The 10,948-nt window shown below is 67.5% G+C and carries 10 protein-coding genes, 1 other RNA gene and 2 pseudogenes; 4 read left to right on the top strand and 9 right to left on the bottom strand.

What is annotated here, in order from left to right; genetic code table 11:
* The first annotated feature begins 282 nt into the window (after window positions 1-282).
* Window positions 283-1,596: an ISL3 family transposase gene (locus ACZ3TS_RS29370; RefSeq protein ID WP_467623829.1), complete on the top strand. Its 1,314-nt coding sequence runs from the start codon at window positions 283-285 to the stop codon at window positions 1,594-1,596.
* On the opposite strand, the gene ACZ3TS_RS29365 is transcribed toward ACZ3TS_RS29370, so the two are convergent.
* The 8 genes and pseudogenes from ACZ3TS_RS29365 to ACZ3TS_RS29330 all read right to left on the bottom strand — a co-directional run bounded on the left by ACZ3TS_RS29365 (window position 1,593) and on the right by ACZ3TS_RS29330 (window position 7,719).
* A complete protein-coding gene (locus ACZ3TS_RS29365; protein ID WP_467623826.1) occupies window positions 1,593-2,252 on the bottom strand; it encodes a transposase family protein in 660 nt (219 codons plus the stop codon). The two genes, ACZ3TS_RS29370 and ACZ3TS_RS29365, sit on opposite strands and share 4 nt — an antisense overlap.
* 166 nt (window positions 2,253-2,418) lie before the next feature.
* Entirely contained in the window at window positions 2,419-2,682 is a 264-nt protein-coding gene (locus ACZ3TS_RS29360; RefSeq protein WP_467623825.1) for a hypothetical protein, read from the bottom strand.
* Window positions 2,670-5,036, bottom strand: a complete 2,367-nt coding sequence (locus tag ACZ3TS_RS29355; RefSeq protein WP_467623824.1) for an ATP-binding protein — start codon at window positions 5,034-5,036, stop codon at window positions 2,670-2,672. The genes ACZ3TS_RS29360 and ACZ3TS_RS29355 overlap by 13 nt, the downstream gene beginning before the upstream one ends.
* Window positions 5,037-5,260: 224 nt before the next feature.
* Window positions 5,261-5,926 carry a hypothetical protein gene (locus ACZ3TS_RS29350; protein WP_467623821.1) on the bottom strand — a complete coding sequence of 222 codons (666 nt, stop codon included), beginning with the start codon at window positions 5,924-5,926 and terminating at the stop codon, window positions 5,261-5,263.
* Window positions 5,916-6,077: a hypothetical protein gene (locus ACZ3TS_RS29345; RefSeq protein WP_467623820.1), complete on the bottom strand. Its 162-nt coding sequence runs from the start codon at window positions 6,075-6,077 to the stop codon at window positions 5,916-5,918. Before ACZ3TS_RS29345 ends, ACZ3TS_RS29350 begins: the two co-directional genes overlap by 11 nt.
* A 382-nt stretch (window positions 6,078-6,459) precedes the next feature.
* An RNA gene (rnpB, locus tag ACZ3TS_RS29340) (RNase P RNA component class A) lies at window positions 6,460-6,882 on the bottom strand.
* A 115-nt stretch (window positions 6,883-6,997) separates the two neighbouring features.
* Window positions 6,998-7,213 (bottom strand): annotated as a pseudogene (locus tag ACZ3TS_RS29335) (EamA family transporter); the annotation flags it as partial.
* Window positions 7,214-7,275: 62 nt separating this feature from the next.
* The gene (locus ACZ3TS_RS29330) at window positions 7,276-7,719 is read right to left on the bottom strand and encodes a TetR-like C-terminal domain-containing protein (protein ID WP_467623819.1); all 444 of its coding nucleotides are present in this window, start codon (window positions 7,717-7,719) and stop codon (window positions 7,276-7,278) included.
* On the opposite strand from ACZ3TS_RS29330, the pseudogene ACZ3TS_RS29325 reads away from it, so the two are divergent.
* The 3 genes and pseudogenes from ACZ3TS_RS29325 to eda form a co-directional block, all read left to right on the top strand.
* Window positions 7,687-8,079, top strand: a pseudogene (locus tag ACZ3TS_RS29325) (hypothetical protein); the annotation flags it as partial. The gene ACZ3TS_RS29330 and the pseudogene ACZ3TS_RS29325 sit on opposite strands and share 33 nt — an antisense overlap.
* Before the next feature lie 39 nt (window positions 8,080-8,118).
* A complete protein-coding gene (yaaA, locus tag ACZ3TS_RS29320) occupies window positions 8,119-8,919 on the top strand; it encodes a peroxide stress protein YaaA (RefSeq protein WP_467623817.1) in 801 nt (266 codons plus the stop codon).
* Window positions 8,920-8,991: 72 nt separating this feature from the next.
* The gene (gene eda, locus ACZ3TS_RS29315) at window positions 8,992-9,666 is read left to right on the top strand and encodes a bifunctional 4-hydroxy-2-oxoglutarate aldolase/2-dehydro-3-deoxy-phosphogluconate aldolase (protein ID WP_467623815.1); all 675 of its coding nucleotides are present in this window, start codon (window positions 8,992-8,994) and stop codon (window positions 9,664-9,666) included.
* On the opposite strand, the gene ACZ3TS_RS29310 is transcribed toward eda, so the two are convergent.
* Window positions 9,641-10,942 (bottom strand): bifunctional RNase H/acid phosphatase, encoded by a 1,302-nt coding sequence (locus tag ACZ3TS_RS29310; protein WP_467623813.1) that lies wholly within the window; start codon window positions 10,940-10,942, stop codon window positions 9,641-9,643. The genes eda and ACZ3TS_RS29310 overlap by 26 nt on opposite strands.
* Window positions 10,943-10,948: the final 6 nt, after the last annotated feature.

Below are 10,948 nucleotides of genomic sequence, written 5' to 3'. Positions count from 1 at the left end.
GTTCGAACGGACCATCACCGAAGCACGCAAGAAGAGCGACCAGAGGTGCCAGGCCGCATAGGAGAGGTCTCTACGAAACCAGGGGATTGACAGAGGTCCTGCGCATGCCGGCGTAGAAGGAATGGGGGTCTTCGAAGTTAGGCGGGGTGTGATGTCCGTCGTTGCTCGTGCCTGTCACGCAGTGTGAGTGATTGGCTGTCCGGGCCCCTGGACGCAAGGCGCCCGTGGCCATAAACGATCATGACTGTTCTCTACGCAGCTTGATCACATGGAACCACGGGCTTGGACAACAATACGACGACGCTGTTGGACCTCGACGGCCTGGCCGTGGAGCGAGTCGAGCGCCTGACGGACGGCACCCGGCGGGTGCACCTGATCACCGCGGACGAGACCGCGCGGGCCTGCCCGTCCTGCGGGACGTTCGCTTCACGGGTGAAGGGCCTGGTCCGCACCCGTCCACGTGATCTCCCCTACGGGGAACGGGGATTGGAGCTGGCATGGCTCAAACGCCGCTGGTACTGCCATGAAGCGGACTGCGCCCGAAAGTCCTTCACCGAGCAGGTGCCCCAGATTCCGGCGGGTGCCCGGATCACTGCCCGGCTTCGTCGCGCCGCGGCCCTGCGGGTGCGTGATGCCGGCTCCACCGTCGTCCAGGCTGCCCGCGACCTGCACGTCTCCTGGCCAACGGTGATGTCCGCATTCCGCACGGCCTCCGGTGAGGTGACCGAGGCCGAGCTGCCCGGAGTGGAGACGCTGGGCGTGGACGAGACGAGGCGCGGGCGACCCCGCTGGGAGCAGGACCCCGACACCGGGAAGTGGCAGCTGACCCGGGACCGATGGCACACCGGCTTCGTCGACGCCTTCGGCACTGGTGGGCTCCTCGGCCAGGTCGAGGGACGCAGCGCCGCCGACGTCCTGGCCTGGCTGTCCACCACCCCACTGAACTGGCGCACGAACATCCGCTACGTCGCCATCGACATGTCGGCCACCTACCGCGCCGCCATCCGCACCGGCCTGCCCCACGCGCTGATCGTGGTCGACCACTTCCATGTCGTCCAGCTTGCCAACAAGATGCTCTCCACTGTTCGGCGCCGCACCACCGCCGAAGTCCGGGGCCGACGCGGACGCGCCACCGACCCGGAGTGGAAGGCCCGCAACCGCCTCCTGCGCAACCGCGAGGACCTCACCCACGAACAGTTCGAACGGATGTGGAACCCGCTCCTGGACGAAGGGCCGATCGGACAGCGACTGCTCACCGCCTGGATCGCCAAGGAGAGCCTGCGCACCCTGCTCGCTCTGGCCCGCACCAGCGCCGACCGCGAGCAAATCGGCCACGCCAGATGGAAGTTCCTCACCTGGTGCGCGGACAGCGACATCCCCGAGGTCACCAAACTCGCCGCCACCGTCGACCGCTGGTGGCCCGAGATCGCCGCGTTCATCGACACCGGGCACCACAACGCCAAGAGCGAAGGGATCAACCGCGTGATCAAGCTCGTCGCCCGCAACGCCTTCGGGTTCCGCAATGCCGAGAATCAGCGGCTGCGGACACGGTGCGTCACCACCCGGCGAGCCCGAGGACACCTCTACCCCGCCTAACTTCGAAGACCCCGTTTGTCGGGGACCTGCCTCTGGCCCAGGACCGCGCCGCTGGTGTGGTCGATCGCGCCGACCAGGAAGACCCGCCCGCTCTGGGTGCGGGCGCCGGTCAGGGCCTTGCCGTCCAGGGCGGCGGCGGACAGCAACCCGTCCGGCACCGGGTGTTCAGCCGAACGTTGGATGGCACGGCGCTGTTCGCGTTCCACCGGTCCCGGGGTGGCGGGGATCTCGGGTGCGGGAAGGGTGCCGCGCGCGAGGTCAGCGGTGTATTCGCAGGTCACGGTGTCCAGGGCGTCGGCGTCCAGATGGGTGAGGACTCGCCGGAAGGTGCGCTCGCTCGGCACGAGGTAGCGGCCGGTCAGCGGGTCGTGCCGGGTGCCGATACGGGCCAGTTTCGCCTGCGGGGCACGGGCCGCCCACTGCCAGATCGCGGCGATCGAGTCGCCGCCGATCACCAGTGTCGCGCACGCGGTCAGTGTCAGGATCACCACGAGGGCGTGGCGTCGGCCACGCTTCGCGCGCAGGTCAGGGACCCGGCGCAACCTGCTGACCAGCTCGGACTCCACTCCTACCGGGTCTTTGGTGAGCTCGGTCTCCCACCGGGCGAGGTCCGCGAGTTGGCCAACGGCAGGGGGGATCAGCGAAGATACGGGCACGAGCGCGACTCCTGTGACGATCTTTTGGCCTAGAGACCTGAAAGATCATCAGAAGTCGCGCTCGTCCTGCAACCGGCCACGTCAAACCCGGGCAGAACGACTCAAGGGAGAACTACGCCGGGGCCGTGACGAGCCCGGGAGTCGATCAAGGTTTGGAAAGCAGGTATTACTGAGAAATCTGGCCCTGCAGCGCTGCACTGAGGTTGATGGCAGCCATATACTCGCGATGCTGGTCTCCGATCTCGCGGAATATGGCAGCAGCAGAAGCGAGGTTAACGACGGCCTCGTCGAACCGTCGAATAGACCTTAGAGCGAATCCCCGGTTGGCTAGCGCTACCCCTTCACAAGCTGCATCGCCAACTTCTCGCAGCGTGGCAACAACGGGGGTGAGGACAGCAATCGCTTCATCGAAATATTTCAACTCGACCAAGGAAGCTCCGATGCTTGCTTGCGCCAAAGCTTCGTTGTGAATTCGCCAGATGTGTGGAATATTGCTGCTGCGGCCTTGTGTGCATCCAATGCCTCTTCAAATTTTCGCAAGTCCTGCAGGACCTCACCAGCCTCGGCCAGCGCAACGCCCTCGCGATAGTAGTCGCCGATCCCATGAAATATGGACGCAGCTTCTCTTTGAGTTTTGATGGATTCCTCGAAGCGGTACGCCTGCCTCAGAATTGAGCCGAGAGTAGCCAAGGCCTTACCTTCAAGCTGGCGATCATCTACATCGCGAAGGATAGCGACAGCTGTGGCAAGGACTTCGAGGGCTTCATCTGTGCGGTTCACCTGCCCCAAGGTCTCACCAAGGATGCTTAGTACTGAGCCTTCACGACGACGTTCACCCGTCTCTTGAAAAATTTCCATGGCAACAGTAAGCGCGTTGACGGCGTCCTCAAACCGACCAAGCTTCGCCCAGGTTTCCCCAAGTCCGAGAAGAGACACGCCTTCGCGTCTGCGGTCGCCGATTCTTCGAGCATGGGACGCAGCGGCGGCTAGGACACTGACGGCCTCCTCGTACCGCCGCGTCGACGTCAGAGCCAGCCCGAGGTTGGTCAGCATCACGACCTCGCTTTGGGGAGAAGCCCCTGACAGCTTGGTCATGGATGACTTGAGAACATCAACAGCTTCATCGTATTTCCGCGCGTCAACCATCACAGCACCCAGGTTGCAGAGCGCTGCACCCTCGCTGTTGACATCGCCGACCTCACGAAAGCAGGAGGCCGCAGCCTCAAGAAGGCCGATGGATTCCTCAAACCGCCGCGCTTCTTTCAGAGCTGAGCCGAGGTTACTCAGCATCCTTCCCTCGCCGTCGCGATCACCGATCCTGCGTGAAGCTGCAAGTGCCGTCGTTCCGACTTCGACCCAGTCGTCAAGATACCGAGATCGATGAAAGAACCAACTTAGGTCAGCAGCAAGACTCACGGCTGTATCATCACGGCCGTCATTTGCAGCAACAATGACGATCCCAACCAGGTTGGCTCGTTCAGTCTCCAGCCATGCCAACGCTTCATCGTGGTCGGCGAACAGGGAAGAGGACTCACTGCGGGCTTCAATCCTGTCAACAGCCGCCTTTGTGGTGCGATCGTAGTGATCTATCAGCCGAAGGTTGGCTTGATCCCGTAGGTCTTCATGAGCATGCGTTCTCCCGCAACCGTCGGCGTAGAGCCTGATCAAGTCGTGCATACGCCAGCGGCCCCAGACGTCTCCTGGGTCGACCAGATGGGCTCGCGCGAGGTCGGTAAGCACCTCGTCGGCCAAACCTTCGTCAATATCGGCAAGGTGCGCTGCGGCTTGACTCGATATATCGGGACCCGGATTGAGAGGGAGTAGGCGAAAGAGTCGAGCTTGCGAGGCCGTAAGCTGCTCGTACGACAAGTCGAAAGACGCCTGTACTGCTCGGTCTTCCCGACAGAGATACCTGAGTCGGGTATGTGCTTCAAGTAGGGATCTCTTGACGGAGGCTAGTGGCCGACTCGGCATGTCTGCGAGCAGGGCTGCACAGATGTCTAACGCTAGAGGCAATTGACCGCACAGTTTCGCAATCTCGGTAGCATCTGTCGGCGCGTCGTCGACACGTGTATCATCATATCCTCGGGCCCGCCATAACACCTGCCGAATCAAGTCTACCGACTCGGATGACGTCAGCACAGCGAGGTCGTAAAGGCGAGCATCGATGTCGAGGGTGCCGCGAGAGGTAATCAGCACTGCGGTGGAGGCGTCGCTGGGCAACAGCGGGCGAACCTGCGCCGCACTACATGCATTATCAATAATGACTAGGATTCGTCGCCCATGCTCGGCATAGGTGGAAAGCACCGTGCGATAAAGCCGGGCGCGGTCTTCCAGCTCATCCGGCACATGTTCCCGAGGGATGGCAAGGGCACGCAAGAAACTACCCAACGCCTGATTGGGGCTAAGGCGACGCTCATCGTCGTAGCCCTGTAGATCCACGAAGAGCGCTCCGCCGGAGAACCAGTCCGGCTCGTCGAGAGCGCGGTACGCGGCTTGCAGGGCTAGCTGAGTCTTACCCACACCTGGCAGTCCGGATATCGCGGCCCTTGCCGCCCGACAGGACTGATCAGGAGCGAGAGCTTCCGATAGTTCGGCCAGTTGATCCTTACGACCAGCAAACGATCGAGGGCGAGGTGGTAGCCCAGACAGTGCAGGAGCGATCTGCTCGGGGAGCTGGACCGTGATGTCACGACCTTGGATCACGGCACCGACGAAGAGCCCGCCCGTGATCTTGTTCGAAACGGTGTCATTGCCGTCGCCACGTCGAACCTCGTCGGTCATGACGTCTGCACCACTCCCACGCTGCAACCTCCATACAAACATGTCTAGTTGACTCACATCGTTTCAGAGAACGTGGCATCGCACGCGACTTCGCTCCCTTCGGCAGAACCTCTTTTGATCGTCCTCGACCCCCACCCGAGCCCGAGAAGGAGGGCAGTTCCGCCTGACGGCAGGCGGGAAGGAGCCCCAGCCAGAGGGGCGCCGGCTTTTGTGCCGGAATCGACTCAGACGGGCTGGTCCACGACCGTCAACAGCGCTGCAGCGATGGCGATCAGCGCCTTGGCCTCGTCCCGGCTGTACTTGAACGCCGACGTGACCGCGTCCGCGTGCACCGATCCGCTGGCCTGGTCCTCCACAGCCGTGCGAATCGCCGCCCATCGCTCGTCCTGCCCGCGCTGGCGGGGATCCTTGTTGAGGGGCCAGGTCCACCCGCTGTGGAGCCTGACCCACTCCAGGGCCTGGCGGGCTTCCAGAATCGCACCGTCGATGTCGCTGTCCAGAAGCCGACGCTGCGCGGAGCGCAGATGCTGGGCGGGCTCGGCGCGGGGGTCGTCCTCCAGCGGGAACGGGACCTGCATCTCGAAAGCGACCGAGGGGCCGAGGGCGTTGATCTGATCGATCCAGCGGCTCTTGGCGACGCTGAAATGGAGCACCTCCGTCGTGCTGCCGGGATAGCCGGCGGCCTGGGGCAGCGTGCCGGTGACCTCCAGTTCCATCCGCAAGTCTCCGTCGCGGGCCTCGTTGATGGCGTGGAGCTGGGCCGAAGTGATGAGGAACTTCAGGACCGGGCGCTCGATGCCGGTCTCGGGGGTGAACGGCAGCATCTCCGTTACCCGCCCTACGAGCGTCCGCTGGTACGGGCTCCGGACGCCGTAGAGGTCAGCCTGCAACGCCAGGAACCTGCCAGCCTTCGAGGCGAGAGGCGCCTTCACCTCCAGGCCCGAGGCAGATCGTGCCCATGCCCCTGAGAAGCTGCACGCTCTCCTCCCGGACGCCAAGGACGAAGTCCCCGGCCTCCGCGTCGAAGCGCATCACGTTCACGACTGGCTCCTCCGTAGCGATGTCCCGGCCTGCCGATTCTCCATCAGCCGCCGCCGTGGATCGCCCGTTTTATGAGAACCCCCCAAGAGCGCCCCCGGCCACGCACCTTCGGTCAACCGGGGACGCTCCCCTGGCATCGGCCGCTCATCGCCTAACGGCAACTACCCGCTTGTCCACCGCTCTGCGCTGTGTCCGATGAATCCGAACCAGCTGAGAGGCGTCGCCTGCTCCTCTGCTCCTGGGACTTTTCAGGGACTTTCAGCGCTGTCCGAGGGACTTCCGAGGGACCTTTCGCCGCCTAACGCGGCAAGCCTCCGAAAGATCGGAAAGGGCCTCCGACGCAGGTCAGAGACCCTTTCCCAGGCAAAGCCGCAGGTAGCGGCAGACGAGTCGGGCTGTACGCCGGGTTCTGTCCCGAAGGGTCCTCGCGGGCCCCTCGGTGACGGCCATCCATCTAGGACCGGCGTTGCCGCCGGCCTCGTGCGGTCTACCCGCGGACTCGGGCGGGCAGCCCTCGAACGTCCGCGCAGGGACGCCCCTTCTTTCGAAAAGGCGGCCCCTTTTGACCTTGCTCCGGGTGGGGTTTACCGAGCTGCCCAGGTCACCCTGGGCACTGGTGGTCTCTTACACCACCGTTTCACCCTTACCGGAGGCCGTACGGATACGGTCCCCGGCGGTTTGCTTTCTGTGGCACTTTCCCGCGGGTCACCCCGGGTGGCCGTTAGCCACCACCCTGCCCTGTGGAGCCCGGACGTTCCTCGGGGAGCCCCCTAGGGGGACTCCACGCGGCCGTCCGCCCGGCTCGTCTGCCGTGTGGACCATGTTACCGGGCGGCTGTCCCTCTTCGGACCGGCGGCCGTCGCCAGCACCGAGCCGGCCAGGATCAGGACGAAGGCGGCCAGGACGCCGGCCGTCAGCCGCTCGTCCAGGAAGATCGCGCCCGCCGCGACCGCGACCGCCGGGTTGACGTATGTGATGACCGTCGAGCGGGTCGGGCCCACCTCCTTGATCAGCTCCAGGAAGGCGACGAACGCGACGGCCGTGCACAGGACGCCCAGGCCGGCGAGGGCGAAGAGGACCTCGGCGGAGGGGAGGGCCGCTGGCCGGGAGGCCGCGGCGGCCGGAGCGTAGACCAGGGCCGCCAGGGTCCCGCGTGCTCACCCTGCCCCCCTGTTCCCCTTGGGAATGTCGTGCCCCTCTAGCGATGCAACGCCTGGAGGCCCCGTTTCCATGCCGCCTCCAGGTCCGCGTCACCGGGAAACCGCCCGTGGATCACCATGCCGTGCGCGAAGGCCCAGGTGGCCCGGGCCAGGTCCAGGTCCCCGCCGCAGGCGCGCAGCAGCGGCAGCGCGGCCCGGTCCTCGAGGCCCGGTGGCAGAGACGCGCGGGGCAGCGGGCGTTCGGTGGCCAGGCGGTACAGGTGCGGGTGGGCGAGGGCGTACGTCCGGTACGCCTCCGCCAGCGTCTGCAGCGAGCCGGGGCTGCGGGACTCGGCCGACTCCAGGGCCTTCGCCGTCTCGTCGAGCATCTGGGCGACGAGCTCGACCTCGACGGCGTGTTTGTCGGGGAAGTGCTTGTAGAGGGACGGGCGTCGTCCTCGTCGTCGACCGTCGTCGCCCTCTACGCGGCCTACGTCGTGCACCCGCACGTCCTGCACACCACCTGTCTTCGCATCCGCCGCGCCGTCCACGTCGATCTGCGCGTACCGCTGGAGCAGATCGCGACCGTGCGCCGCGAACTGCGCACCGTGCACGAGCGGGCCGACGGCGAACTGGACCTCCCGGTCGGCTCGCAGACCTCCGTCACGCTCGAACTCACCGAGCCCGTGACCCACTTGACCTATCTCGGTCGTCGGCGGTCGGTGCGCGTCGTCCGTTTCCACGCCGTCGACGCCGACCGTGTCGTCCGGGCGATCACGCAGGCGCGATCCGCGCCTTCCTCGCTCTCCGTAGCGCCGGAAGCACCGCCCCGGACGCAGAACCGCCCCGACGGCACCCCGTAACCTGACCGGAGCCCCGCCCCTCGGCCTCAAGGAGAATCCGTGCTCGTGCTGTTGCCGCCGTCCGAAGGCAAGGCGTCCTCCGGTCGCGGCGCCCCGCTGAACCTTCAGGCGCTGTCGCTGCCGGGGCTGACCGACGCACGGGAGGCCGTCCTCGGTGAGCTCGTGGAGCTGTGCGCGGGCGACGAGGACAAGGCGCGCGAAGTGCTGGGACTCAGCGAGGGCCTGCGCGACGAAGCCGCCAAGAACGCCGGGCTGCGGACGGCGGGGGCACGGCCCGCCGGGCAGATCTACACCGGTGTCCTGTACGACGCCCTGGACCTCGCCTCGCTGGACGCGCCGGCCAAACGGCGCGCGGCCGGGTCCCTGCTCGTCTTCTCCGGGCTGTGGGGCGCGGTCCGCGTGACCGACCGCATCCCGTCGTACCGCTGCTCGATGAGCGTGAAACTGCCCGGGCTCGGGGCGCTCGGCGCGCACTGGCGCACACCGATGGCCTCCGTCCTCCCCGAGGCGGCCGACGGCGGGCTGGTCCTCGACCTGCGGTCCTCCGCGTACGCCGCCGCGTGGAAGCCGAAGGGAGAGGTCGCGGGGCGGACGGCGACCGTGCGGGTGCTGCACTCGCAGATCGTGGACGGGGTGGAGAAGCGCTCGGTCGTCAGCCACTTCAACAAGGCCACCAAGGGGCGCATCGTCCGCGCCCTGCTGACGGCGGGGGCCGCCCCGAAGGACCCGGCGGGCCTGGTGGAGGCACTGCGGGACCTCGGGTACGTGGTGGAGGTCCAGGCGCCCGCCAGGGCCGGGAGCGCATGGTCGCTGGACGTGGTGGTGACGGAGATCCACTGACCTCGGTTCTTCTTCGTTGCAGCATGCGCAATGACTTTTGCGCATGCTGCTTTCCGTGGGCAGGATGAGGCCATGACCTCACCGCTGCCCTCGTCGCCGTCCGCCGTCTCGGTACTCGATCTGGCGCCCGTCGTCCCCGTGGTCGTCGTCGAGGACGCCGCCGACGCCGTACCGCTGGCGCGGGCGCTGGTGGCGGGCGGACTGCCCGCGATCGAGGTGACGCTGCGCACCCCGGCCGGGCTCGATGCGATCCGGGCCATCGCGGCCGAGGTCGCGGACGCGGTGGTCGGGGCGGGCACGGTCATCACGCCCGGGCAGGTGACCGACTGCGTGGCGGCGGGCGCGCGTTTCCTGGTCAGTCCCGGCTGGACGGAAGCGCTGCTGGCGGCCATGCAGGCGTCCGGGGTGCCCTTCCTACCGGGGGTGTCGACGACCTCGGAAGTCGTGGCACTCCTGGAACGGGGCGTACGGGAGATGAAGTTCTTCCCGGCGCAGGCGGCCGGCGGCACGGCGTACCTGAAGTCACTGGCCGGCCCCCTCCCCCAGGCCCGCTTCTGCCCGACGGGCGGCATCGGCCCGGCCAACGCCCCCGACTATCTGGCGCTGCCCAACGTCGGCTGCGTGGGCGGGACCTGGATGCTGCCGCAGGATGCGATCACGGCGAAGGACTGGGCCCGGATCGAGCGACTGGCGCGGGAGGCGGAGGGGCTGCTCCGCCCGCTCAGCGCAGAGGGGACGTGTCGTTGAGGAGGCGGAGGCTGGCGTTGCCGTCCGCGTAGTACGCCACCGCGGTCAGGGACGCCGCCGACAACTCCATGCGGAACAAGGCCTCCGCAGGTGCGCCGAGGGCGAGGCGGACGAGGGTCTTGATGGGTGTGACGTGCGAGACGAGCAGGACCGTGCGGCCCGCGTAGGAGGCGAGCAGCTTGTCCCGCGCGCCGGCGACCCGCCGGGCGACGGCCGCGAAGCTCTCTCCGCCGCCGCTGGGCTCGGCCTCGGGGTCGGTCAGCCAGGCGTTCATGTCGTCGGGGTACCTCTCGCGGACCTCGCCGAATGTGAGGCCCTCCCAGGCCCCGAAATCCGTCTCGCGCAGCCCTTCCTCCACGCTCACGTCGAGCCCGAGGCGGGCGGCGGCGATCTGGGCCGTCTCGCGGCAGCGCGCGAGGGGTGAGGAGACGACCGCCTGGATGGTCCCCCGCGCGGCGAGCGCACCGGCGACCAGTTCGGCCTGGCGCCGCCCGACCTCGGAAAGGGCAGGGTCGCCGCCGCCGCTGCCGGAGAACCGCTTGAGCGGGGTGAGCGGGGTCTCGCCGTGCCGCAGCAGCACGAAGGTGGTGGGGGTGCCGAGGTCGGGCGGGGCGGAGGCGACGTTGCGGGCGGCCCGGACGTCGGCGCCGGCCTGCTGCGCCGAGCCCGCCCCGGCGTTCGCGGCTGCGCCGTCCGGCCGCCGGACCGCTTGGCGGCGGGCGGAAGAGGTTGCCGCCGTGGCCGCCAGAGCCGCCCGCGTCCGCGCCGCGCCGGCCCGCGCATCGCCCGGCGGCCCCGCCGGATCCGGCGCCGTCACTCGGTGCGTGCCCTGCTCCGCGGTGGACCGGGACGCGTGCCACTGCTCGCCTCGGCTCCCGGCGTCCATCGCCTCGTTGGCCAAGCGGTCCGCGTGCTTGTTCTGCTCGCGCGGGATCCACTCGTATGTGACCTGGCCGCCGGGGAAGACGGCGGCGGCCTGCATCGCCAGCGGCTTCATGCCCGGATGCTTGATCTTCCAGCGGCCGGACATCTGCTCCACGACCAGCTTGGAGTCCATGCGGACGTGCACCCGCGCCGCCGGGTCCAGCTCGTGGGCCGCATGCAGCCCGGCCAGCAGTCCCCGGTACTCGGCGACGTTGTTGGTCGCGGTCCCGATGAACTCGGCCCGTTCCACCAGCGTCTCGCCCGTCGCCGCGTCCCGCACCACACTGCCGTAGCCCGCGGGCCCCGGGTTGCCCCGGGACCCGCCGTCGGCCTCGACGATGAACTCCCGCACGCCGTA

It is taken from the genome of Streptomyces sp. NPDC022910 (genome assembly GCF_055561075.1).
This window is presented reverse-complemented; position numbering and strand designations above follow the sequence as displayed.

Bases quoted from the DNA above. Each gene is read 5' to 3' on its own strand.
- eda (WP_467623815.1), top strand. From the start codon at position 8,992: ATGACCTCACCGCTGCCCTCGTCGCCGTCCGCCGTCTCGGTACTCGAT.
- ACZ3TS_RS29355 (WP_467623824.1), bottom strand. From the start codon at position 5,036: ATGACCGACGAGGTTCGACGTGGCGACGGCAATGACACCGTTTCGAAC.